This window comes from Pannonibacter sp. I15F10I1 (genome assembly GCF_900185665.1).
GTDB classification, from domain to species: Bacteria; Pseudomonadota; Alphaproteobacteria; order Rhizobiales; family Stappiaceae; genus Pannonibacter; species Pannonibacter indicus.
In genome coordinates, this window is sequence record NZ_FYAN01000029.1 from 21,470 (window position 1) to 43,727 (window position 22,258).

22 protein-coding genes are annotated in these 22,258 nt (G+C 63.6%); 16 read left to right on the top strand and 6 right to left on the bottom strand.

Annotated features, from left to right (window positions below):
* Positions 1-199: 199 nt before the first annotated feature.
* Complete coding sequence (locus tag IF10I1_RS20965) at positions 200-799, top strand: DUF6101 family protein (RefSeq protein WP_208977294.1); 600 nt, start codon at positions 200-202, stop codon at positions 797-799.
* A 200-nt stretch (positions 800-999) separates the two neighbouring features.
* The gene (locus IF10I1_RS20970; RefSeq protein WP_186393173.1) at positions 1,000-2,259 is read left to right on the top strand and encodes a GGDEF domain-containing protein; all 1,260 of its coding nucleotides are present in this window, start codon (positions 1,000-1,002) and stop codon (positions 2,257-2,259) included.
* Positions 2,260-2,262: 3 nt separating this feature from the next.
* Here IF10I1_RS20970 and ubiA read toward each other — a convergent pair whose 3' ends face one another.
* Together ubiA and IF10I1_RS20980 are read right to left on the bottom strand one after the other, a co-directional pair.
* Positions 2,263-3,216 (bottom strand): 4-hydroxybenzoate octaprenyltransferase, encoded by a 954-nt coding sequence (gene ubiA / locus IF10I1_RS20975; protein ID WP_058897836.1) that lies wholly within the window; start codon positions 3,214-3,216, stop codon positions 2,263-2,265.
* A gap of 127 nt (positions 3,217-3,343) precedes the next feature.
* Entirely contained in the window at positions 3,344-3,820 is a 477-nt protein-coding gene (locus IF10I1_RS20980) for a GNAT family N-acetyltransferase (RefSeq protein ID WP_186393172.1), read from the bottom strand.
* A gap of 111 nt (positions 3,821-3,931) precedes the next feature.
* On the opposite strand from IF10I1_RS20980, the gene purD reads away from it, so the two are divergent.
* The 5 genes from purD to IF10I1_RS21005 all read left to right on the top strand — a co-directional run bounded on the left by purD (position 3,932) and on the right by IF10I1_RS21005 (position 8,792).
* Complete coding sequence (gene purD, locus IF10I1_RS20985; protein WP_123193643.1) at positions 3,932-5,194, top strand: phosphoribosylamine--glycine ligase; 1,263 nt, start codon at positions 3,932-3,934, stop codon at positions 5,192-5,194.
* 142 nt (positions 5,195-5,336) lie between these two features.
* A complete protein-coding gene (locus IF10I1_RS20990; RefSeq protein WP_208977295.1) occupies positions 5,337-6,239 on the top strand; it encodes an alpha/beta fold hydrolase in 903 nt (300 codons plus the stop codon).
* Positions 6,240-6,344: 105 nt separating this feature from the next.
* Complete coding sequence (locus tag IF10I1_RS20995; protein ID WP_208977296.1) at positions 6,345-7,178, top strand: patatin-like phospholipase family protein; 834 nt, start codon at positions 6,345-6,347, stop codon at positions 7,176-7,178.
* Positions 7,179-7,319: 141 nt separating this feature from the next.
* Positions 7,320-7,673 (top strand): hypothetical protein, encoded by a 354-nt coding sequence (locus tag IF10I1_RS21000; protein WP_050471993.1) that lies wholly within the window; start codon positions 7,320-7,322, stop codon positions 7,671-7,673.
* A gap of 174 nt (positions 7,674-7,847) precedes the next feature.
* The gene (locus IF10I1_RS21005; protein ID WP_208977297.1) at positions 7,848-8,792 is read left to right on the top strand and encodes an MBL fold metallo-hydrolase; all 945 of its coding nucleotides are present in this window, start codon (positions 7,848-7,850) and stop codon (positions 8,790-8,792) included.
* A 6-nt stretch (positions 8,793-8,798) separates the two neighbouring features.
* Here IF10I1_RS21005 and IF10I1_RS21010 read toward each other — a convergent pair whose 3' ends face one another.
* Complete coding sequence (locus IF10I1_RS21010) at positions 8,799-9,266, bottom strand: nucleoside deaminase (RefSeq protein WP_208977298.1); 468 nt, start codon at positions 9,264-9,266, stop codon at positions 8,799-8,801.
* Positions 9,267-9,947: 681 nt separating this feature from the next.
* On the opposite strand from IF10I1_RS21010, the gene IF10I1_RS21015 reads away from it, so the two are divergent.
* The 3 genes from IF10I1_RS21015 to IF10I1_RS21025 all read left to right on the top strand — a co-directional run bounded on the left by IF10I1_RS21015 (position 9,948) and on the right by IF10I1_RS21025 (position 13,983).
* Entirely contained in the window at positions 9,948-11,510 is a 1,563-nt protein-coding gene (locus IF10I1_RS21015; protein WP_371328551.1) for a pseudouridine synthase, read from the top strand.
* 11 nt (positions 11,511-11,521) lie between these two features.
* Positions 11,522-12,082 (top strand): 16S rRNA (guanine(966)-N(2))-methyltransferase RsmD, encoded by a 561-nt coding sequence (rsmD, locus tag IF10I1_RS21020; RefSeq protein WP_123193639.1) that lies wholly within the window; start codon positions 11,522-11,524, stop codon positions 12,080-12,082.
* A gap of 731 nt (positions 12,083-12,813) precedes the next feature.
* A complete protein-coding gene (locus tag IF10I1_RS21025; RefSeq protein WP_208977299.1) occupies positions 12,814-13,983 on the top strand; it encodes a porin in 1,170 nt (389 codons plus the stop codon).
* 133 nt (positions 13,984-14,116) lie between these two features.
* Here IF10I1_RS21025 and mutL read toward each other — a convergent pair whose 3' ends face one another.
* Positions 14,117-16,024, bottom strand: coding sequence for a DNA mismatch repair endonuclease MutL (gene mutL, locus IF10I1_RS21030; RefSeq protein ID WP_186393169.1), 1,908 nt, complete (start codon positions 16,022-16,024; stop codon positions 14,117-14,119).
* Positions 16,025-16,211: 187 nt separating this feature from the next.
* Here mutL and IF10I1_RS21035 point away from each other — a divergent pair, with 187 nt between their 5' ends.
* A complete protein-coding gene (locus tag IF10I1_RS21035; protein ID WP_122519404.1) occupies positions 16,212-17,084 on the top strand; it encodes a TIGR01459 family HAD-type hydrolase in 873 nt (290 codons plus the stop codon).
* Between the two features lie 67 nt (positions 17,085-17,151).
* Here IF10I1_RS21035 and IF10I1_RS21040 read toward each other — a convergent pair whose 3' ends face one another.
* Both IF10I1_RS21040 and IF10I1_RS21045 read right to left on the bottom strand, forming a co-directional pair.
* Positions 17,152-17,709: a protein phosphatase CheZ gene (locus tag IF10I1_RS21040; RefSeq protein WP_208977300.1), complete on the bottom strand. Its 558-nt coding sequence runs from the start codon at positions 17,707-17,709 to the stop codon at positions 17,152-17,154.
* A gap of 313 nt (positions 17,710-18,022) precedes the next feature.
* A complete protein-coding gene (locus IF10I1_RS21045) occupies positions 18,023-18,406 on the bottom strand; it encodes a response regulator (RefSeq protein WP_019963146.1) in 384 nt (127 codons plus the stop codon).
* Positions 18,407-18,658: 252 nt separating this feature from the next.
* Between IF10I1_RS21045 and IF10I1_RS21050 the strand changes: the two genes are divergently transcribed.
* From IF10I1_RS21050 to IF10I1_RS21070, 5 genes are all read left to right on the top strand, one after another.
* Positions 18,659-19,117, top strand: a complete 459-nt coding sequence (locus tag IF10I1_RS21050) for a MaoC family dehydratase (RefSeq protein ID WP_019963147.1) — start codon at positions 18,659-18,661, stop codon at positions 19,115-19,117.
* Between the two features lie 163 nt (positions 19,118-19,280).
* Positions 19,281-20,273 (top strand): bifunctional riboflavin kinase/FAD synthetase, encoded by a 993-nt coding sequence (locus IF10I1_RS21055; protein ID WP_186393167.1) that lies wholly within the window; start codon positions 19,281-19,283, stop codon positions 20,271-20,273.
* Entirely contained in the window at positions 20,270-21,208 is a 939-nt protein-coding gene (locus IF10I1_RS21060; protein ID WP_186393166.1) for a DMT family transporter, read from the top strand. Before IF10I1_RS21055 ends, IF10I1_RS21060 begins: the two co-directional genes overlap by 4 nt.
* A 159-nt stretch (positions 21,209-21,367) precedes the next feature.
* Positions 21,368-21,631 carry a hypothetical protein gene (locus IF10I1_RS21065; RefSeq protein WP_058897844.1) on the top strand — a complete coding sequence of 88 codons (264 nt, stop codon included), beginning with the start codon at positions 21,368-21,370 and terminating at the stop codon, positions 21,629-21,631.
* A 3-nt stretch (positions 21,632-21,634) separates the two neighbouring features.
* Positions 21,635-22,042 (top strand): hypothetical protein, encoded by a 408-nt coding sequence (locus IF10I1_RS21070; RefSeq protein WP_186393165.1) that lies wholly within the window; start codon positions 21,635-21,637, stop codon positions 22,040-22,042.
* Positions 22,043-22,258 lie beyond the last annotated feature (216 nt).

The window sequence follows — 22,258 nt, forward strand, 5'->3', positions numbered from 1 at the left end:
CAGGCGGCAAGACCGGCGTGCCAGCGGGGACGGACAAGCAAAGTAAGTTTTTTCTTAAGTAACTGGTTAGTCTTTGATAACCCTGAATCAGATCATCTTTTCTTAACCACGCCTGTTAAGGCAATGCCCACCGGCTGCTGCGTAGATTGATGTCATTCACGAGGCCCACCGCAAAAACAAGGGTCCGATGGAGAGGCAATTGAGACGTCAGACAGCTATCGACGGAGCATTGGAGGCCGGGGCGGGCCGCGCAGAGCGGCTCGACCCGGCAACCCTCCCCGTCAGGTTCGACACCACCATGAGCGCGCCGCCCGCTGCCGGCAGCGCCCGCGTCGATGCCAGGGTCTATCTGGACCGTGACACCGCCATCATCAAGCGCCCGCTGGCCGGACTGCCGCTGACGCTGGTGGTGCCGCTCAATGTCTTTGAAGGCATTGCCGTGGAGATCCGCCCCGCCGGGCTTCTCGGCACGCTGGTGGCGCGGCTCTTCCTGCGCCATCCCGATCCGGCCCTGTGCCTCACGCTGCGTGAGGCGGACAATGCCGAGGATCTGGCCGAAGACTGGGCCGGCTGGGCCGAAGCGCTCAACCTGCCGCTGCAGATCGTGGAGCCGGACGGCAGCGTCTCGACCATTCAGGATGCCGCGCAGCCGCATTTTCCCGCAAGGCCCTGCCTGCGGCGCAAGGTCTACGCCCTCACCGGCCACCGCCCCCGCTTTCTGAACCGCCGCAAGACGGGCCGTGGCCTTGCCCTGCTGCCGGTGCACCGCGGCGAGCGCGAGATCATCGCCCGGCACTGAATGGCCGCCGAACGGCATTCAGCTTAGAAACTGGCAGGCGGCCCTGGGCCGCCTCTTCTATTTTTATTTGTTTATTTGAAAATTCCGGAATTTCTTACCGCCGCGAAAGGCATTTTTTCAATTTCTACGGGTTTGACCTAACGGATATTTTAGCATTTTCTGCGCTAGATCTGTCACCTTCCGGGCAGGAACAAAGTCATATGCATCTTGATGCCGTTACGCTTTCAACTGCAGTCACGCTCATGCTTCTGATGGGCGCTGGCATGCTGATGCTTGTGTTCCGGTTCTCGGTCCGCAGACCAAGCGCCCACGCCGACAGCGTCCGCTACTGGTCTGTTGCTCTCGGCCTCATGGGCGTTGGAGTTTTTCTCGTCAGCCTGCGCGGACACATCCCGGACTTCCCAAGCATTGCGTTTGGCAATGGCATCATTCTGCTGGCGATGAGCTTGCGCCTCAAGGCCATCAAGATGTTCTGGAACCGGCATGAGAGCTGGATGGTCACCGCAGCGCCTGCCACCCTTTGGATGTCCATGTGCCTCGTGCCCGCGTTCTACAACAACTTCCTGCCGCGTGTGGTCTTGGTCAACGCATTGGTCCTCTTGCTCCTGGTCGTGTCGATCCAGGTCACGCGCAAGTGCAATCACGACCAGCTGAAATCGGCTAACTGGCTCCGCGACAGCATGATCTTCGAGATAATGTCGAAGATGGCCATGGTTCTCGGCTTCACCTTCATCGGGCTGGATAGCTTTGAAGCTGCAGTCAAATCCAACCTGACCGCGATCTACCTTCTCACGCTCATCATCTCCACGCTCGCCACCATCATCTCCGCCTTTGCGATGATCATCGAACGGGAGGAGAGGCTGCTGCGGGAACAGGCTCTGCGCGATCCGCTGACAGAGCTGTCCAACCGGCGCGCCTTCTTTAATGATGCGGACCGCTGGCTGGAGAAGCACGCATTTGCCGACAGGCCATTTGCCGTTGCCCTGTTCGATCTGGACCACTTCAAGCAGGTGAATGACCTGCATGGCCATGCCGCCGGCGACGAGATGCTGACGATCTTTGCCGATGTTCTGCGCGAGAACACCCGCAAGGGTGACTATGTGGCCCGGCTCGGCGGCGAGGAATTTGCCATCTTCCTGCCGGATACGGACATACGCACGCTTGAAACGGTTGCAGACCGGCTGCGCGCCGACTTTGCCGAAAAGACCGTGCGGAAATCAGGCGGTGCCCTGCATGTCACCGTCAGTGCCGGGATCGCGGCGGGCAGAAGCGGCGTCAATGGCCTGGAGCAGACGCTGGCAACCGCCGACCATGGCCTCTACGCTGCAAAGCGCGCGGGCCGAAACCGGGTTCGCAACGGACATGACAAGTGCGGCGCGGATCTCCAGGAGCAGAATGAGACCGGAGCCTCCTCCGTCCTCCAGGTGCTGCATCTTCCCGTGGCATCCGCTGCCCAGTAGCCGTTACAGACGGCTGACCAACGCCTCCAGGCAGAACCCGGCAAAGACAATCCAGCCATAGCGGTCGTTGGAGCGAAAGAGCTTCAGGCACTGATCGCCATCATCGATATCCAGCACCACGATCTGCCAGAACAGATGCAGCGCGCCCAGCGCAATGCCGGCAAAGGCAAAGGGCCCCGCGTCCGCAAAGGCCGCAGCAAGGGCGAAAAGCACCGTTGCACCGGAATAAAGCACCACCAGCGCCGCTTTCGTCCAGGATCCGAACAGCCTTGCGGTGGAGCGAACGCCCACCAGCGCATCGTCTTCCTTGTCCTGATGGGCGTAGATCGTGTCATAGCCGATCGTCCAGAGAATGCCGCCGGCATAAAGCAGGAAAGGCGCCGTATCGAGCTTGCCGAACAGGGCTGCCCAGCCCATCAGCGCACCCCAGGAGAAGGCAAAGCCGAGGAACAGCTGCGGCCAGTTGGTGAAGCGCTTCATGAAGGGATAGATGGCCACGACGAGCAGCGAGGCGAGGCCGAGCACGATCGTGAACAGGTTGAACTGGATCAGCACCAGTCCGCCCACGAGCGCCTGCAGCGCCATGAAGAGCTTGGCCTGTGCGCGGGTCACCTGCCCGGCGGGGATCGGCCGCGAGCGGGTGCGTTCCACCTGCGCGTCGATCTTCTCGTCCACAAGGTCGTTATAGGTGCAGCCCGCCCCGCGCATGGCCACCGCCCCGATGAGGAACAGCAGGATGTGCCAGGGGTTGGGATAGGCATTTCCGGCCGCGACCGCCGCCAGCGCGGAGGACCACAGGCACGGCCACAGCAGCAATTGCCAGCCGATGGGCCGCTCCCAGCGCGCAAGGCGCGCATAAGGCCGGGCCCAGGCGGGCAGTTTGGTGTCGACCCAGTGACGCTTCACAGCATCGGAAACCGGGCCCGTGTCGCGGGTGCCGAAGATCTTGAGACTCATGCCCCTTCGTTACCACGACCCTGCCGCCTCTGGCGAGCCCTTGGCGGCGGCCTGAAGCCTTACGTCCGCCATGTAACCGGGTCTTCCAATCCCATTCCCGGCTGCCAGCCTCATCAAGCATGGGCAGTCATGGCCCCAGATCGTCTTCCTCGCCGATCTCGCGCTCATAGACCGCAAGCGGGCTGCGGCTAAAGCCTTCGGACAGGATCAATCCGGCGGCCACAGAGTTCTGCGGCGCAGCAGCGTGGAAATGGCGGATGCCGAAATCGGCAAGATCGGCACAGGCCCCGCGCAGCAGGCGGCGGCCCAGCCCGCGCCCGCGGGCTTCCGGAGCGATGTAGAACTCGCCGAAGAGCGCCAGACGGTCGGCCATTTCCACCGAATGGCGGAAGAACGCCACGGCATAGCCCGCAGGCTGATCCCGGAAATTGGCGAGCCACGCCCGGCCAAGATTTGCATCCACCATCAGCATGCGCAGCGCACTTTCCTGCGCCCGTGTCATCGGCAGCCCCGTTTCACCGCGCATGCGGCCGGCGAGTTCGACAATACGCGGCGCCGTGACAGCCGTTCCAAGCAGCAGCGAAAAACCGCCGGGCCGTATCATCGGGCGCTCTCCGGCGTCTCAGCGGATTGCCGCCCCCGGCCTGCCGTGCTAATCCGCGCCGCAACTCTGGAAGGCCCAGCGGCGATGCCGCGCAGACGTGAGAGCTTGCCCATGAATATTCTCCTCATCGGTTCCGGTGGCCGTGAACACGCCCTCGCCTATGCCATTGCCAAGTCGCCGCTGACCTCCCGGCTCTACGCCGCGCCGGGCAACGCCGGCATTGCCGAAGAGGCGGAACTCGTTGCTCTGGACGTTGCAGACCACGCTGCCGTGATTGCCTTCTGCAAGGAAAAGGCCATCGATTTCGTCGTCGTCGGTCCGGAAGGCCCGCTGGTGGAAGGCATCGTCGATGATCTGGCGGCGGCCGGCATCAAGGCCTTCGGCCCCTCGAAGGCCGCAGCCCAGTTGGAAGGCTCCAAGGGCTTCACCAAGGACCTCTGCGCCGAAGCCAATATTCCGACCGCTGCCTATGGCCGCTTTGCGGACAAGGACAAGGCGCTGGCCTATCTGCGCCAGCAAGGTGCTCCGATTGTTGTGAAGGCAGATGGCCTTGCCGCTGGCAAGGGCGTGGTCGTGGCCATGACGCTGGACGAGGCCGAAGCGGCAGTGAACGCCTGCTTCGACGGCAGCTTCGGCGCAGCCGGGGCGGAAGTGGTGATCGAGGAGTTCCTCACCGGCGAAGAGGCCAGCTTCTTCGTGCTGTCCGACGGCAGGACCGCCCTGCCCCTCGTGGCTGCGCAGGACCACAAGCGCGTCTTTGACGGCGACGAAGGCCCCAACACCGGCGGCATGGGCGCCTACACGCCGGCTCCCGTCGCCAGTGATGCCGTCATCGCCCGCACCATGGAGGAGATCATCCTCCCGACCATCGAAACGCTGGCAAAGCGCGGCACCCCGTTCAAGGGCGTGCTTTTCGCTGGCCTGATGATTGGCGAGAGTGGCCCGAAGCTGATCGAATACAACACCCGCTTCGGCGACCCGGAATGCCAGGTCATCACCCTGCGCCTCAAGGAGGATCTGCTGCCGCTGCTGATCGCCACCGCAGACGGCACGCTGGACCAGCACAGTGCCACCTGGAGCGATGACGTGGCCCTCACCGTCGTCATGGCCGCCAAGGGCTATCCGGGCGCTTACGAGAAGAACACGGAGATCCGCGGTCTTGAAGCTGCGGGCAAGGTCGAAGGCGTCAAAGTCTTCCACGCCGGCACCAAGGCTGATGGCGGGCGCATTCTGGCCACGGGCGGGCGCGTGCTCAACGTCACCGCCACCGGCAGGACCGTCGCCGAAGCCCGCGAGCGGGCGTACAAGGCCGTGGACCTGATCGACTGGCCCGAAGGCTTCTGCCGCCGTGACATCGCCTGGCGCGCCCTCTGAGGGCAGATGGCTCAGCACCGGACTGAAGAAGCCCGGCACGGCATCCGCTGTGCCGGGCTTCTTGTTTTCGTGAATAGGCATCTCCCTTGCGCCTGTCCCGCCCTGCGGCCATCCTGCCGTCAGCACAGGAAGGAGCCGGATGATGACAGCACCCGAGGCAGATCTTTTTCCCGGATTTGACGCCAGAATGATTGAGGCTGGCGGTGTCCGGCTGTTCTGCCGTCTCGGCGGCTCAGGGCCAGCCCTGCTGCTGCTTCACGGCTTTCCGCAAAGCCATGTGATGTGGCACCGCATCGCGCCGGAGCTTGCACGGCACTTCACACTGGTGATCCCGGACCTGCGCGGCTATGGCGCCAGCGACGCGCCCGAGGTGGATGCAAGCCTTTATTCCAAGCGGCAGATGGCGCAGGACGTGGCTCAATTGATGCGCGGCCTTGGCCAGGAGCGCTTCATGGTCTGCGGCCATGACCGGGGCGCCCGTGTCACCTACCGGCTGGCGCTGGATCATCCGGAAGCCGTCAGCCGCGCGGCCGTGCTGGATATTCTGCCTACCCATGACTACTGGGCCCGCATGGACCGGCAGTTCGCACTCAAGGTCTATCACTGGGCCTTCCTCGCCCAGCCTGCGCCCCTGCCCGAAACGCTGATCGGCGGCAGCCCGGACTATTACATCGACCACACCATGGCGAGCTGGACGGCGGAGCGGAGCCTTACCGCCTTCGCCCCCGCCGCCATGAAGGCCTACCGGGACGCCTTCCGCCAGCCCGCCCGCATCCACGCCATGTGCCAGGACTACCGGGCAGGCGCCACAACGGATCTGGAGCATGACGGCGCCGACATCGCCGCAGGACGCCAGATTGCCTGCCCGCTGCTCGCCCTGTGGGGCACGTCAGGCATTGCGCCGGGCGCAGGCACGCCGCTCGATGTGTGGCGCCGCTGGGCACCGCAGGCGGAAGGTCAGGGCGTGACCGGCGGGCATTTTCTCGCCGAGGAGAACCCGGATGGAACGCTGGCGGCCCTTCTGCCGTTTCTGCAGGGAGGATAAGCGGCGGGCGGTCCTGTCATCTTCCTGCCGGATAAATCACGCAAGACAGGCACAACCCTGATACAGGAATATCTCCCCGCGCAGATGCAGGAAGCGAGTTTCAAGATGACCTACCCCCGGATCGGCCTTGCCCTTGGCGGCGGCGGAGCGCGCGGCATGTCCCATATTCCGGTGTTTCAGGCCTTTGACGATCTGGGCCTGAAGCCCTGCCATATCACCGGTTCATCCATCGGCGCCCTGCTGGGGGCGGGCTATGCGGCGGGCTTGTCCGGCCAGGAGCTTTATGACTATGCGCTTGAAACCTTCCGCCACCGCAATGCGTTGATTGCGCGCCTGTGGCAGCTGCGGCCCAAACGCTTCACCGACATGTTCGCCGGCGGCATCGCCCAGTTTGACCCGCTGAAGGTGGTCAATCTGTTTGCCGCAGATCTGATCCCCGATCATTTCGAGGACCTGAAGATCCCGCTCACGGTGCTGGCCACCGACTTTTACGGCTGCTGCGAGATTGACATCACCACGGGCCCGCTGCGCCCCGCCATCGCCGCCTCCATCGCCATTCCGGCCGTGTTCCGGGCGGTCGAGATGGGCGGCAGGGTGCTGGTGGATGGCGGCATCGCCAATCCCCTGCCTTTCGACATTCTCCCGGCCGATTGCGGGCTGACGGTTGCAGTGGACGTGGTGGGCGTGCCCGTGCCGCGGCGCACCCACAAGAATGCACCGGCCACACTGGACTCCCTGTTCGGATCCTCACAGATCCTCATGCGTACAATTACTGCAGAAAAGCTCAAGCAAAAACGGCCGGATATACTTGTGCGGCCAGCCGTCGACGACATCCGCGTTCTCGACTTCATGAAGACCCGGACGGTGCTTGAATCCGCAGCTCCGCTGCGTGAACTTGTGAAGAAACAGCTCTCCGAACTGCTCGAAAAAGCGGCGTAACCCGCAAGAATTCGCGGATCCCGTGTATTCGCTGAGTCTTTTGATATCTTTTCCTGCCATTATTTGACGCGGAATGCCAAATTAACCATTGTTTAATACGCAAGATTGAGAATTTCTCCTGTATCCAGAAGGAGAAACCGCATGACCCGCGTTGCACCCCGGTCCTTGGATGAGGACACCTGCCCGGTCTCGGAAGAGACCTTCCAGCACCTGATGCACCTGAATGCAGCCTCGGCCGCAAGCGCCGCCGGAGACCTGCCGGAAGAGCAGAAAGCCCGGCTTGCCGTGTTCTGCTACCGCAAGGCGCATCTGCGGCCCATCGGGCTGATGATCGCAGCAGGCTGCAGCCTGCGCGCGCTGCTCGACGAGGCCGGTCATGCCGGTGAAATTCTTTACCGCCAGTCCCGCGAGATGCAGGCCAGTCTGCCCTGCGACAAGTTCCAGCCTCAGCGCGGCACAAGGCCGCCGGTAACTCTCTGTGTAATCAAGGGGTAAGGTCTTTCCTCCCGCCTGCCCCCGCCTCGCGCCGCTCCGTCTTCCCCCCAGCCAGACATCCGGAGCGGCGCTTTTTCTTTGCCTTCCCGCCCGGCTCTGACGCAATTGTGAGCTTGTCTGCGAGAGAAACTGGCCTAGGCTTTCCCGTGTCAACGCATCAGGACGGGGTGCGCCATGGTCCGGAAAACCTCCACAAGCCGCAGCAGGTCAGCCCGTTTTGAAGGGCTCCGCGGCAAGAACGAAGCCACCTGGCGCAAGCCGATCGCCCATGTCTGGTGTGCCGCGCTGCTTCTGGCGGGCTTGAGCCTTGCCACTCCGGCTGCCGCAAGCTGCCAGTTGATCGCTTCCGGCCCGCAGGCGCCTCTGACCAGCGGCTGGGTGCTGCCCTCCGGCATAAAAGTCGCCAGCGCATCGCCGGATCTCGTCCTGCAGCTGGCGCAGGCGCCGTCTCTGGCGCTGGACGAGGTGGGTCTGCGCTACATCGGACACGCGACTTTCGAAATCACCAGCCCCAAGGGCGTGCGCATCGCAACGGATTACAACGACTACGAAAAGCCGGCTGTGCCGCCGCGCGTTGCGACCATGAACAACGCCCATTCCACCCACTTCACCCTCAACCCGGATCCGTCCATCGAGCATGTGCTGACGGGCTGGAACCCGGAGGGTGGCCCCATCCATCACGACATCCGCGTCGAAGACGTGCGCATCCGCAACCTGCCGACCAACGCCCGCGGCTGGGATGGGGAAACGCGCGCCTTCGGCAATTCCATCTTCATCTTCGAACTGGCGGACCTGTGCATCGCCCATCTCGGCCACCTGCATCACCAGTTGACGCCGGATGATCTGGCCACGCTCGGCCGGATCGACGTGGTGCTGGCGCCGGTGGACAATGCCGCCACCCTGCGCCTCGACAGCCTGATGGCGGTGCTGGACGGCATCAAGCCCAGCGTCGTGGTGCCGATGCATTTCCACTTCGCCGGTGCGCTGGAGCGCTTTCTCGTCCGTGCGGCAAGCGAGGGCTGGGCCGTGACGCCCTATCCCACCTCTGCCGCCGTCCTCTCCCGCAAGGTGCTGCCTGGCGAGCGCACGGTCATGGTGATGATGCCGGGCGGCGGATAGACACCCTTACTCTTCCCGCCTGCTGCGGAAGAAGTCCTTCAGCAGCTGCGAGGCCTCGGCTTCGGCAAAGCCCGAATAGACCTCAGGTGCGTGATGGCAGGTGGGGCTGGCGTAGAAGCGCACGCCATGATCCACGGCGCCACCTTTTTCATCCCCCGCCCCATAGTAGAGCCTGCGGATGCGGGCGAAGGAAATGGCGCCTGCACACATCGGGCAAGGCTCCAGCGTGACATAGAGATCGCACTCGGGCAGGCGCTGGGAGGCAAGTGCCTCGCAGGCCATGCGGATGACCAGCACCTCGGCATGGGCCGTGGGATCATTGAGTTCCAGCGTGCGGTTGCCCGCCCTTGCCAGAACCTCCCCCTGGCGCACCAGCACGGCCCCCACCGGCACCTCACCGCGTGAAGCGGCCAGACGCGCCTCTTCCAGTGCCATGTCCATGAAGGACGGCACGGGGGCCTTCTGCTCTGCCATTCTGGGCGGTTTCATGTCCGGTAGCGCCGCTATCTCACTGTCCCTCCGCTGCTTTTAGACCAAACTGTGCGGAACGTCAGCCTGTCTCGCGGCGGCAATATTTGCCATGAGCTGCGAATTTTGTGCGGCAGCCGCATTTGCTTGATTCCTAAACCGTGCAAGCTCTGCTATGAGGCGGCCATGACCGGCAATAAAACTCCTTCCCGGCCCCGCGGCAATCGCCCCGGCGGCCCGTCGCGCCGTAACGATGGCGCAGGCTCTTCCTCTTCCGGACGCGGCGACAACCGCGCGCCCGGCAAAGGCTTTTCTGGCCCCCGCTCTTCCGGCCCCCGCTTCGGTGGCAAGAGTGGCCCCCAAGGCGACCGTCAGGGTGACCGCCAAGGTAACCGTCAAGATAACCGCCAAGATAACCGTCAGGGCCGCGAAGGAGGCTTCGGCGAGCGCGGCTATGGCCCGCGCGGCGGCCGCAATGACGCCGCCCCGCGCGGTGAGCGTCCGCAGCGTGAGGGCTGGGCCCCGCGTGGCGGCGACCGTCCGCAGCAGCGTGACGGCTGGGCTCCGCGTGGCGGCGACCGTCCGCAACAGCGCGATGGCTGGGCTCCCCGTGGCGGCGACCGCCCGCAGCAGCGCGATGGCTGGGCTCCCCGTGGCGGCGACCGTCCCTATCGTGATGACCGCCCGATGCGCAACGACCGGCCCAAGCGCGCAGACAGCAAGCCTGCGCCCAAGCGCCAGGCGGCTCCCAAGCCGCAGGCCGTGCGCGTTGCGCCCGAAGTGTCGTCCCATGACGGCGAGCGTATCGCCAAGGTGATGGCCCGCGCCGGACTGTGCTCGCGCCGCGATGCGGAAGTGTGGATCACGAACGGCCGCGTCAGCGTCAACGGCACCGTGCTGACCACTCCGGCCATCACCGTGACGGAAGACGACATCATTCTGGTGGATGGCGAGCCGCTGCCGCAGAAGGAGCGCACCCGCCTGTGGCTCTATCACAAGCCGCGCGGCCTGGTGACGACCAACTTCGACCCGGAAGGCCGTCCGACCGTCTTCGAGAAACTGCCCGAAGACCTGCCGCGCGTGGTGTCCGTCGGCCGCCTCGACATCAACACCGAAGGCCTGCTGCTGCTGACCAATGACGGCGGCCTTGCCCGCGTGCTGGAACTGCCCGCCACCGGCTGGCTGCGCCGCTACCGCGTGCGTGCCTTTGGCGAGATCACGCAGGACCAGCTGAACGCGCTGGCCGATGGCGTTGCCATTGACGGCGTGCTTTACGGCGGCATCGAAGCTGTGCTCGACAAGACGCAGGGCGACAACGTCTGGCTGACGCTGGGCCTGCGCGAAGGCAAGAACCGCGAAGTCAAGCGCGTGCTGGAGCATCTGGGCCTGTCGGTCAACCGGCTGATCCGCCTGTCCTTCGGTCCGTTCCAGCTTCTCGATCTGCCCGAGGGCGAGGCCCGCGAGATCAAGGGCCGCGTGCTGCGCGACCAGCTGGGCGACAAGCTGGCGGAAGCCGCAGGGGCTGATTTCGAAGCTCCGGTGCTGACCCAGGCCGCTCCGAAGGAAGAGCCGAAAAAGAAGAAACCGCAGCAGCAGGGTCAGAAGACCCGCGGCGAATGGATGACCGCCCGTGACGGTGCACAAGCCGTGAACCGCCCCAAGGGCCCGCGCAAGCCGCGCCCTGAAGGCGGCGAGCGCAGCTTTGGTGCCAGAGACGGCGGACGTGATGGCAACCGGGAGGGTGGCAAGCGTGAAGGTGGCGAGAGCCAGCGTCCGCAGAAGGTCTCCCCGCGCAGCCGCTTCCGCCTGACGCGCGAGCCTTCCGTCCGCAAGGCTGAAGACGAGCGTCCGCAGCGCACCGCCCGCCCCCGCCGCATCTGGGGGGCAGAGGGCCTCGTTGAGGACAAGCAGCAGGAACAGCGCACCGGCCGTGACCGCAAGCCCGCCTTCCGTGACCCGGATGACCGGCCGATCCGTCCCCGCGAGCGTTCCGAGCGCCCTGACCGTCCGGAGCGGCGCGAGCGCCCCGAAGGCGGCAGCCGTTTCGAACGCCCTGCAGGCGGTAGCCGCTTCGAGCGCAATGACCGGCCTGAGCGCGGCCCGCGTGAGGATCGCGGTCCCCGTCCGGACCGCGGCAACCGGCCTGACCGTGGAAACCGTCCCGTTCGCAGCGGCCCTGCACGCAGCGGCCCCGGCGGGCCGAAGCGCGGCGGTGGCGGTGGTGGCTTCAAGCCCCGTTCGCGCGGCTGAGAGGACCGGTGATGCGCATCGTTGCCGGACGATTCAAGGGCGCAAGCCTTGCCACGCCGAAGTCGGACGCCACGCGCCCGACTTCCGACCGGCTGCGCGAAACCATCTTCAACATCCTGCTGCATGGCGTTGGCGCGGATCTTGAGGGCGCACGGGTGCTGGATCTGTTTGCCGGCACGGGCGCCCTCGGCTTCGAAGCCATCAGCCGCGGCGCAAAACACGCCACCTTCGTTGAGGAAGGCGCGGATGCACGCGGCGTGATCCGCCGCAACATGGAAGCCTTCGGCCTCAACGGCGCCGCCAAGATCCTGCGCCGGGATGCCACGAAACTGGGGGCTGCTGGCACAATCGAGCCATTTGACCTGCTCTTCGCCGACCCGCCTTATGACAAGGGCCTCGGCGAACTGGCACTGGCCTCTGCCCGCGAGGGCGGCTGGCTGGCCGGTGGCGCCATCTGCGTTCTGGAAGAACGTGCCAGCAACACGGTTGCGCTTCCGGCCGGTTTCGAGCTTCTCGATCAGCGCACAAGCGGCGACAGTCAGGTGCTCTTCGCGCGCTGCATGCCGTCATAGGGGCGCCTTCCCGCCGTCAGGGCCGTCTGGCGGCACAGGAAGTTTCTGCCGCGGCCGGGTACGCCGCAGGATCCGGCCCAGCCGCACCGGGGCCCGGTCTTCCAATGTATGAAACAGGCCATTCAGCCGCAGAAAGCGCCGCCGCAGCCGCCGCAAAAGGCGCACTGCCCAGGGGCTGGCGGCAAGGATCATCACCAGGCCGAGGACCAGCAAGGGCAATCCGGTTGGCAAGGGCAAGGGTAGAGTGAGCCCTCCTGCAAGCAGGAGCGGAAGCGCGGCCAGCCAGACAATGCTTTTCATTTGAACCTGAAGTCTCCCAGCCGGGTGGCGTCAGCCGCCTGCGGACAATGCCGCACCGCCTGCCGTGCCGCACGGCCTCCTTGCGGCGCTTCCATGCCACGCATGCAAGACAGGCAGATGACGGAAAACTCCTCCCGCCGGAATCCACCACGGCCAGCCGCGCCCATCTCTTCATCATACGGCTAAAACAGAGGCACGCAGCACCTTACTTGGCTGCCAGCGTTTTCGGCTTGCTGCATCTTTTATAGCCGAAACAACCCCGGAAAAGCTGTTTCGTGTCTTTTTTGCATCTACGCGGCCAAATAAGTAAACGGCCTGTTTTGCCCGATTTTCTTTTTCAGGAGCCGGCGTATCATCTTCCTATTGAATGTCGACTCACGCGTCCCAGCGGCCCCGGCACGGACAGCTGGCTCATTGGGAAGGATCTCTGAATGCGCAGTGTACGCCTGATTTCTGCAATGACACTCTTGGCAGCCTCGTCTGCAGGCACTCTTGCTGCCGATCTTCCGGCCGCTCCCGAGCCGGTTGATTACGTCCGTGTCTGTGATGCCTATGGAACCGGTTTCTTCTACATCCCGGGCACCGAGACCTGCCTGCGCGTGGAAGGCCGTGTCCGCGCCGAATACCGTTTCGACAATTTCGGTAACCGCGACAATGCCTGGGACGACCGCGCGGACTTCGGCACCTACACCCGCGCCCGCGGCACCATCCGCCTCGATGCGCGTACGAACAGCGAATACGGGCTCGTCCGCGCCTACATCGACACCTACTTCGAGAACAATTCGAACGACGGGACCGGTACCGGCACCACGCTGGAACATGCCTTTGTGCAGTTCGGCAACTTCACCTTCGGCCGCACCGCGTCCATGTATGACTTCTGGACCGGCTATTCCTACGGCAACTTCCAGACCCAGTATACGGATGTGCGCAACTGGGTTGCCGCCTATACGGCCGACCTCGGCAACGGTCTGACCACCACGGTTTCGATCGAAGACGGCACCACCCGCCGCTGGAACCTTGAGGGCGGTTCCGCCACCTATGCCGGCCACCGCCTGCCGGATCTGGTTGCCAACCTGCGCATCGATCAGGCCTGGGGTTCCGCCCAGATCATGGGCGCCCTGCATGAAACCCGCTTTGAAGACACCGACGCGAAGACCAAGGCTGGTTATGCCATTGGCGCGGGTGTGCAGATCAATGTGCCCTTCCTGGGGGCAGGCGATGCCGTCGCTCTGCAGGCCATGTATGGCAATGGCGCATCCGGCTACGTTCTCGACAGCTGGGACGATGCCATCACCGATGCGACGCTGGATGGCACCAAGACCAAGACCACCAAGGCCTGGGGCATTGGTGCGGGCTACCTGCATAACTTCAATGAGCAGTGGGACGCCAACATTGAAGGCGGTTACTACTCTGCCGATGCGGCTGGCTCTGCCAATGACTTCAAGCAGTGGGGCGCCAACTTCAACGTCAACTGGAAGCCGATTTCCGACTTTTCCATCGGCACCGAGTTCGCCTACCGCAGCTTCGATTACAACCGCAACTCGGGCCGCCGTGACCGCGACGAGTTCTACACCACGATCCGCGTCGAGCGCGTGTTCTGATGATGAAACGGGGTGGCATGGTGCGCCTGCGCCATGCCCCGTCCTGACACAGTCCCTCCCAGGACGAGACCAGAGGGCCGCCACCGTGCGGCCCTCTTCTTTTTGGAGCAGGTCCTGCCCCCGAACCGGATCGCTACTTCCGGCCGAACAGCTTTTCGATATCGGAGAGTTTCAGCTCGATCCATGTCGGCCGGCCGTGGTTGCACTGGCCGGAAAGCGGCGTTGCCTCCATCTCGCGCAGCAGCGCGTCCATCTCTTCCGGACGCATGCGGCGGCCGGCGCGGATGGAGCCGTGGCAGGCCATCGTCGCGGCCACGTGATCGAGCTTTTCCTTGAGGCCTGAGGCGGTTTCCCACTCGGTCAATTCGTCGGCCAGATCCTGCACCAGCGCCCGGATGTTGAGCGATTTCAGCATGGCAGGTGTTTCCCGCACGGCAATGGCACCGGGGCCGAAGGGCTCCAGCACCAGCCCGGCAGCCTCCAGTTCATCCGCATGTTCGGCCAGCCGGTGCACGTCCTCCTCCGGCAGCTCGACGATTTCCGGGATCAGCAGCATCTGCCGTGGCACGTCACGGGCGGCCAGCATTTCCTTCAGCCGCTCATAGACCAGCCGCTCATGCGCGGCATGCTGGTCGACGATGACAACCCCGTCCATGGTCTGGGAGATGATGTAGGTCTCGTGCACCTGCGCCCGCGCTGCTCCCAGTGGGCGGCTCGTGTTTTCCTGGCCTGCCGGCTCGCTATGCGCCCGCGCATCCGCCGAGGGCAGTACGATATCCGCCAGGGCGGCCTGAGCAGCTTCGGCAAAGCCCTGTGCTCCGGCCGGAGCCGCATCGTCCTCCGAGGGCCGGTAGGCGGAACTGCGCCAGTCCCAGCCCCCCTGCGGCTGGGCAGGCCTTGAGGCGGGACGCCAGCCCCCTCCACCATAACTGCCCTGATAGGCCGCGGAGCGCTGCGGGCCGCTTCCTGGCGCCTCACCCATGCCCGGCGTCATGCCGGTCCGCAGCGCCTCCATGGCAGCCGCGGCATTGGAGGTGGACGACCTGTGGCCTGCCATCACCAGAGACTGCTTGATCGACCCGACGAGCAGTCCGCGCACCAGTTGCCCGTCGCGGAAGCGCACATCTGCCTTGGCCGGATGCACATTCACATCCACCAGGGCCGGGTCCAGATCGATATAGAGCACCACGACCGGATGCCGGTCCCGGGCCAGCACATCCGCATAGGCGCCGCGCAGACCGGACAGCAGCAGCTTGTCGCGCACCGGGCGGCCGTTGACATAGAAGAACTGCTGCTGCGCCGTGCCCTTGTTATAAGTGGGAAGGCCGGCAAAACCGGTCAGGCGCACGCCCTCCCGCTCTGCCGTGATCTCCATGGCGTTGTCGAGAAACTCCTTGCCCAGCACCTGTGCCAGCCGCGCCATGCGCGGATCCTCGCCGCGCGCTGCTGGCCAGCTTTGCGCGGTCCTGTCCGAGCCGGACAGCTGGAACCCAACCTCCGGATAGGCCAGCGCAATGCGGCGGACCACATCCGTCACGGCGGCGGCCTCCGCCTTGTCGGTCTTGAGGAATTTCAAACGGGCGGGCGTTGCAAAGAAGAGATCCCGCACTTCCACCTGGGTGCCCTTGTGGCGGGCAGCCGGATGCACATCGCTCTCCGTTCCACCCTCCACCTCGATGCGCCAGGCATGGGGTTCCTGCGCATGGCGGGTGGTGATGCCAAGCCTTGCGATGGAGCCGATGGAGGGCAGAGCCTCGCCCCGGAAGCCGAGGGTGCGGATGTCGAAGAGGTCTTCCTCATGCAGCTTCGACGTGCAATGGCGGCGCACGGCCAGCGCCAGATCGGCTGCCGTCATGCCAAGGCCGTCGTCGGAGACGCGCATCAGGGTCTTGCCGCCTGCAGCCGTCACGATGTCGATGCTGGAGGCGCCCGCATCGACCGCATTCTCCACCAGCTCCTTGATCACGCTGGCGGGCCGTTCGATCACCTCGCCTGCCGCGATGCGGTTGATCACCGCCTCGCCCAGTTGTCTGACTGCCATCTGCCTGTCCTGCGGCGCCTGTCCTTTGGCGCCAGTCTGCTGCTGTCTCTGTCTGATGCTATCTCTGTCCGGGCAGCTGTCATGCCCGGTTTCTCCCGCGCGCGGCTTCGTATATTGTCCGCCAGCCTGCGCGGGACAACCTCCCGATTCCCGCCAATGTTACCAGATCAGCCCGGAAGAGGCCCCCATGAACGCAACAGCCCCCCTGCTCATCCCCGGCCTCGGTGCCATTGCGCCTGATTACAGGGGCATTCTCAGCGATGTCTGGGGCGTGCTGCACAATGGTGTCGCCGCCTTTCCGGCCGCGCATGAGGCGCTGACCCGCTTCCGCCAGGAGCAGCGCGGCACGGTGGTGCTCATCACCAACGCTCCCCGGCCGGCCGAGCCGATCCACGAGCAGTTGGCCATGCTTGGCGTGCCGCGTCATGCCTATGATGATATCGTCACATCCGGCGACGTCACCCGCCACCTGCTGATCAGCAGCACGGAGCGCAAGTGCTTCCACATCGGCCCGGAGCGTGACCTCAGCCTCTATGACGGCACAGGGCTTGAGATTGTGAGCGAGGCAGATGCCGATCTGATCAGCTGCACCGGCCTCTTTGATGACGAGACCGAGACCCCGGACGACTACCGGGATCAGCTGGAGGCTCTTGCTGCACGCGGTCTGCTGATGGTCTGTGCCAATCCGGATATCGTGGTGGAGCGCGGCGACAAGCTGATCTGGTGCGCCGGTGCCCTTGCCCGTCTCTATGAGGATCTGGGCGGCCGCGTCACCCTGCCGGGCAAGCCGCACAAGCCGATTTATGATGCGGCACTTGCCCGCCTGCAGCAGATCCAGGGCGCGGACTTCGACCGTTCCAAGGTGCTGGCCATCGGTGACGGCCTGCCGACGGACATTCGCGGCGCAGACGCCCAGAACCTGGACGTGCTGTTCATCACCGGCGGCATCCATGCCTCGGATTTCGGCCCGGTCGATACGCCGGATGAGGCGCTGATCCGCCGGCGCCTCGCGGAAGAGGGCTTCTCCGCCCGCGCCGCCCTGCCGCGCCTCAGCTGGTAACCGATCCAAAGCAAAGGGCCGCAGCGTCACCGCTACGGCCCTTTTTGATTCGAAAGTCAGTCAGACTTCAGCCGAACAGCTTGTCGATGTCGTCCTGAGAACCGCCACCGCTCATCATGGCGTCAATATCGTCCTGCGACACGCCTTCACCGGCCATCTGCGGTCCATGCAGGATCAGCTCGCGCTTGCGGCGGTCGGCTTCGGTTTCTTCAGCCGCCGGTTCCATCGTTTCCACGATGCGCAGCTTTTCAACGAAGGCGGAGACGCGCTGGTCGATGTAGTTGAGGGTGCCCACGACCTTGGAAATGCGCTGCCCGGTGATATCCTGGAAGGCGCAGGCCTCGAAGATCTCGATCATCTTGTTGTTGACGAGTTCCTGATAGGCCAAGCCATCCGACGTGTCGGCGCCCATGATTTCCTCGGCAGCCGTCATGATCGTGTGCGTCGCCGATTCGGTCGCCTCGACGATGGCATCGAGTTCGCGCCCGGCATCGGGAATCTTCTGCTGCTTCATGTCATTGGCACGCAGCGCGGTGATTTCTTCCTTCATTCGCGTGATTTCGCCAGCGATTGCCTTCAGCTCGCCAGTCACTGCCGGCTGCACCGCCAGCAAAAAATCATGCATTGAGCCGCTCATGACTTCGGCAAGCTGCATGACGTCATTCAGGCCAACTTCCCCGTCACGGCTTTTGTTTTTTTCCAAAAACTCGATGACGCGGACCACGTTCTCTTTTGTCATTGTGGCCATTGTTCTGCCCTCCAGTTGGGTAGCCAGCACCGTTGGCCCGTTCTGCTGCCTGGAACGGGACCTCCCTCTGCACCATTTTCCGGAGTGCCATCCGGGCAATGACAGACGTGAGAAAATCGGTCTGACCCGTCACTCAGGCGGACGTGGCTGCGAGAGGAGCAGCGCAGTCCGCCGGGGTGAGCGAAATCTGTCAGTCTGCGAAGACCGCTTCGATCTTGCCCTTCAGCGTCTGCGCGTTGAACGGCTTCACGATATAGTTGTTCACGCCGGCCTTCTTGGCGGCGATCACGTTTTCGGTCTTGGACTCGGCAGTCACCATGATGAACGGCGTCTTGGAGAGACTTGCGTCAGCGCGAACCTGCTTGAGCAGCTCGTAACCGGTCATCGGTTCCATGTTCCAGTCGGAGATGACCAGGCCATACTTGCGCTGCTTCATCTTCTCCAAGGCTTCCGTACCATCGGCTGCATCGTCGATATCTTCAAAACCAAGCTGCTTCAGCAGGTTCCGGATAATCCGGATCATGGTCTTGTAATCATCGACCACCAGGACCGGCATCGAAAGGTCAAGGGCCATTGTCTACTCCATACTGTCAATTACAGGGCCCACCCTCTGGGCCGGAAATGACGAGATCTGACGTTTCAGGAGGAAGACACGATGATCGTGTTCCCACCTCCCCATACTTGGGCAATCTAAGCGGTTCCCCTGAAAAGACCGTTAATAGCGCAAGGCATTTTCTTCCCCCAAAGGCGTATTGTGTCCGAGCACTCTGCCCCATAGCGTGCGTACCGGTATTTAAGGGCACGTTTCTGGTATTGGGAGGCAAAAATGCTTGAGCTGCGTCAGCTTTGCTACGAGGACCTGAGCGAGGGCATGAGCGAGACTCTGACGAAGCACGTGAGCGCATCTGATATTGTCGGCTTTGCCGAGGTGTCCGGTGACCGCAATCCTATTCACTTGTCTGAGCATTTTGCCGCACGCACGCCCTTCCGGACGCGCATCGCCCATGGGCTTTATACTGCGAGCCTTATCTCAGCCTTGCTTGGCACGCGCCTTCCCGGCCCCGGCGCGATTTATCTTTCGCAGACCCTGAATTTCAAGGCACCGGTGCGGATCGGTGATGACGTGACGGTGGAGGTGAAGGTCGCGGAGCTTCTGCCCAAGGGCAACCGGGCCCGGCTTTCCTGCATCTGCCGGGTTGGGGAGACGGTGGTTCTGGAAGGCGAAGCCATGGTCAAGGTCCCCGCCCGGGGGACCGAGCGGGACTTTCCCGGGCACCAGAGCTGAGGGTGCAGACAGCACGGACGGCGGCCAAAGTGCGCTTGACGAAAGGCCGTGAAAACGGCAGGGTCCGGCAAATCCTGACGCAGGCATTTTCCACGCGTCAGGCCGCATGTTTCATGTCTGCTGCAGATCAGCCTGCAGTCCAGCCCGCAGGTTCTCATCTCTGATGACCGTTACGCCTTTCTCAGTTGTCGAGGATCTGGCCTCGTTACCGGCGCACCTCAAGGGCAGCGCCGTTGCCATTGGCAACTTTGATGGTGTGCACCGGGGCCACAGGGCCGTACTGCAGGCGGCGATTGATGAAGCACACGGCCACGGACGGCCTGTCATTGCCATGACGTTCGAGCCGCATCCCCGTTCGGTCTTTGCCCCGCATGTGCCGCTCTTCCGTCTGACGCCCGCCCATGTGAAGGCGGAGGTGATGGAAGCGCTTGGCCTCGACGGGCTGATCGTGCTGCCCTTCACCCGCGATTTCGCCAGCCTTGAGGCAGAGCGCTTCGTCGAGGAAATCCTGATCGGCGCCCTCGGCATCCGCCACGCGGTTACCGGCTATGATTTCCACTTCGGCAAGGGCCGGGCCGGTACGCCGGACTTCCTGCGTGCCTCCGGCGAAAAGCACGGCTTTGGCGTCACCATCGTTACGGCGGAAAATGACGAGAGCGGCGAAGTCATTTCCTCTTCCCGCATCCGTGCAGCCCTTGCAGAAGGGGATCTGGCACTGGCCAACGGCCTGCTTGGCTACCGCTGGTTTGCCGAGGCCGAGGTGCGCCATGGCGAAAAGCGCGGCCGCGATCTCGGCTATCCCACCGCCAACCTGCGCCTTGCCGATGATTGCACGCTGAAGCACGGCATCTATGCGGTGCGGGTGGAAGTGGACGGTCAGCGCCATGACGGCGTTGCCAGTTTCGGCCGCCGCCCGACCTTCGACAATGGGGCGCCGCTGCTGGAAGTGTTCCTGTTCGATTTTTCCGGCGATCTCTATGGCAAGACGCTGCGGGTGCGATTCGTCTCCTACCTGCGGGCCGAAGAGCGTTTTGACAGCAGCGCGGCACTGATTGCGCAGATGGACCGGGACAGCGCCGAAGCCCGCGCGGCCCTTGCCAGCATACAGCCCCTGTCGGCCCTCGATCTGGCGCTTGGCGCCGTGCCTCTGTCATGACGGGCGCGCCCTCGCCTGCCAGCCGGATTTCAAGCAAGGCCGATATTCTGCAGGGCATCCTGCTGATGACTCTGGCGATGATCATCGTGCCGGGCATGGACACGGTGGCGAAATACCTGTCTGCCACGGTCGCGCCGCTGCTCATCGGCTTCGGGCGTTTCTTCTTCCAGGCTGTCTTTACTCTGCTTGGCGCATTGATGATGACCGGCGGCCTGCGCACCCTGATGCCGAAGCGCTGGGGCATCAACATGCTGCGCGGCATTTTTCTGGCCGGCGCCACCTTCGCCTTCTTTACTGCCTTGAAGGTGATGCCGGTTGCCGATGCGATTGCCATCTTCTTCATCCAGCCGATGGTGCTGACCGCTCTTTCCGCCATTTTCCTGAAGGAGCAAGTCGGTCCGCGCCGCTGGGCGGCCGTGGTGGTGGGGCTGATCGGGGCGATCATGATCATCCGGCCGGGCTTTGATGCCTTTGGCGCGGCCGCACTGCTGCCGATGGTCACCGCCTGCCTGTTTGCGCTTTACCTGCTGACGACCCGCATTCTGGCGGGTGAGGACAGCATGCTGTCCATGCAGTTCACGACTTCGCTGGGAGGCGGCCTGACGCTGGCCATCGTCATTGCGGTGATTGCCGCTTTTGGCGTGGAGACGACGGGCATTATCGTGGCCATGCCCAACAGCATCGAAATGTCGCTGCTCTTTGCCATCGGAGCCATTTCCTTCGTCTCGCACGGGTTGATCGTGAAGGCTCTGGCCCTGGCGCCAGCGTCGGTCATTGCCCCGTTCAACTATCTGGAAATCGTCAGCGCCACCCTGTTCGGTTTTCTGGTCTTCGGCGATTTTCCCGATCTGATGACCTGGGCCGGCATCGCGCTGATCGTTGCCAGTGGCATCTACATTGCCCACCGGGAACGGCGCAGGGCGGCACAGGGCTGAGACCTCCGCCCTGAAGCGGCATTTTCAAACATCTCAACCGGGAATTGTTCTGGTAATTTGATCCAGATCAATTCACTTTTGTGAAATTTTCCCATCAATAGCTTCCGCAGGGTTACTTTTAAAAAACGAAGAACCTGCAAGCAAACATGAGAGATAAACATGAGCAATATCAGCAAGGCAACTGGTGAGGCTGCAAAAGGACTTGTCGGCGGCGCGATGGAAGGCGCTCTCCAGGCAGGCGAGAAGATCGGTGAAAAGATCAATGAAGCCGTGGAGGCCTACCACGGGATGCGGGAGGCTCAGGCACAACAGGCCAACGCCGAACGTGAAGCTGAACTCCAGCAGCGCGTGGTTGAGGAAAAGCGCCGCAATCCAGACCGTAGCGTCCAGGAGATCCGGGAGGAGGTGGAACGGGGAGGCTGAGCCATGGGCCGCAACGACCCGCGCCATCCTGACATCAGGCATCAGGGCCTAGGACATGAATGTCCGGAATGCCATGGGACGGGTATCGTGATGGTCTTTCCGCACAGATCCGGCGCGCATCCGCTCAAGGACTTCTATGAGCGGAGCAAAATGCAGGAGATGGCCATGCCATACTCGGAACGCTGTGGATTTTGCGGTGGAGACGGCTGGATCAGTCCGCGGGAGGAGCTGGTTGCCGGCGCATCCGATCCGCGAGACTGGATCAATGACAAGCGGGAACTGGCCCGCATCATTCGGGGAAGCCAGCTTGACAGCCGCCGCGTCCAGACCGCTGATCCTTACGACCGGAGCAGGCCCGTCATCCGATGGGCCTGCTTGCCTATTGTTCGAGTGAATTTGACCCGGCTGTGATTCCAGCATTTGCCGCTTTATTCAGAGGCTTTTGACTGGTACTAGAGCGGCCATGACAGTCATTCTTCCTGCCGGATGCCTTTCCGGCCCCGCGATTTCACGAATTAGCTGCCCGGCCTTCGGCTGACGCGATGGCGCGCCGAGGGACCGGGATCCCTTCGTGACGGGAAGCGGCATGGCCCGCCTCCCCTGACAGTTGGCAAGGCGCCCGCCTTG

What these genes read in the sequence shown, in the direction of transcription:
- IF10I1_RS20970 (WP_186393173.1), top strand. Translation starts at nt 1,000, where the DNA reads ATGCATCTTGATGCCGTTACGCTTTCAACTGCAGTCACGCTCATGCTT.
- ubiA (WP_058897836.1), bottom strand. Translation starts at nt 3,216, where the DNA reads ATGAGTCTCAAGATCTTCGGCACCCGCGACACGGGCCCGGTTTCCGAT.
- IF10I1_RS20980 (WP_186393172.1), bottom strand. Translation starts at nt 3,820, where the DNA reads ATGATACGGCCCGGCGGTTTTTCGCTGCTGCTTGGAACGGCTGTCACG.
- purD (WP_123193643.1), top strand. Translation starts at nt 3,932, where the DNA reads ATGAATATTCTCCTCATCGGTTCCGGTGGCCGTGAACACGCCCTCGCC.
- IF10I1_RS20990 (WP_208977295.1), top strand. Translation starts at nt 5,337, where the DNA reads ATGACAGCACCCGAGGCAGATCTTTTTCCCGGATTTGACGCCAGAATG.
- IF10I1_RS20995 (WP_208977296.1), top strand. Translation starts at nt 6,345, where the DNA reads ATGACCTACCCCCGGATCGGCCTTGCCCTTGGCGGCGGCGGAGCGCGC.
- IF10I1_RS21000 (WP_050471993.1), top strand. Translation starts at nt 7,320, where the DNA reads ATGACCCGCGTTGCACCCCGGTCCTTGGATGAGGACACCTGCCCGGTC.
- IF10I1_RS21005 (WP_208977297.1), top strand. Translation starts at nt 7,848, where the DNA reads ATGGTCCGGAAAACCTCCACAAGCCGCAGCAGGTCAGCCCGTTTTGAA.
- IF10I1_RS21010 (WP_208977298.1), bottom strand. Translation starts at nt 9,266, where the DNA reads ATGGCAGAGCAGAAGGCCCCCGTGCCGTCCTTCATGGACATGGCACTG.
- IF10I1_RS21015 (WP_371328551.1), top strand. Translation starts at nt 9,948, where the DNA reads ATGCGCAACGACCGGCCCAAGCGCGCAGACAGCAAGCCTGCGCCCAAG.
- rsmD (WP_123193639.1), top strand. Translation starts at nt 11,522, where the DNA reads ATGCGCATCGTTGCCGGACGATTCAAGGGCGCAAGCCTTGCCACGCCG.
- IF10I1_RS21025 (WP_208977299.1), top strand. Translation starts at nt 12,814, where the DNA reads ATGCGCAGTGTACGCCTGATTTCTGCAATGACACTCTTGGCAGCCTCG.
- mutL (WP_186393169.1), bottom strand. Translation starts at nt 16,024, where the DNA reads ATGGCAGTCAGACAACTGGGCGAGGCGGTGATCAACCGCATCGCGGCA.
- IF10I1_RS21035 (WP_122519404.1), top strand. Translation starts at nt 16,212, where the DNA reads ATGAACGCAACAGCCCCCCTGCTCATCCCCGGCCTCGGTGCCATTGCG.
- IF10I1_RS21040 (WP_208977300.1), bottom strand. Translation starts at nt 17,709, where the DNA reads ATGCATGATTTTTTGCTGGCGGTGCAGCCGGCAGTGACTGGCGAGCTG.
- IF10I1_RS21045 (WP_019963146.1), bottom strand. Translation starts at nt 18,406, where the DNA reads ATGGCCCTTGACCTTTCGATGCCGGTCCTGGTGGTCGATGATTACAAG.
- IF10I1_RS21050 (WP_019963147.1), top strand. Translation starts at nt 18,659, where the DNA reads ATGCTTGAGCTGCGTCAGCTTTGCTACGAGGACCTGAGCGAGGGCATG.
- IF10I1_RS21055 (WP_186393167.1), top strand. Translation starts at nt 19,281, where the DNA reads ATGACCGTTACGCCTTTCTCAGTTGTCGAGGATCTGGCCTCGTTACCG.
- IF10I1_RS21060 (WP_186393166.1), top strand. Translation starts at nt 20,270, where the DNA reads ATGACGGGCGCGCCCTCGCCTGCCAGCCGGATTTCAAGCAAGGCCGAT.
- IF10I1_RS21065 (WP_058897844.1), top strand. Translation starts at nt 21,368, where the DNA reads ATGAGCAATATCAGCAAGGCAACTGGTGAGGCTGCAAAAGGACTTGTC.
- IF10I1_RS21070 (WP_186393165.1), top strand. Translation starts at nt 21,635, where the DNA reads ATGGGCCGCAACGACCCGCGCCATCCTGACATCAGGCATCAGGGCCTA.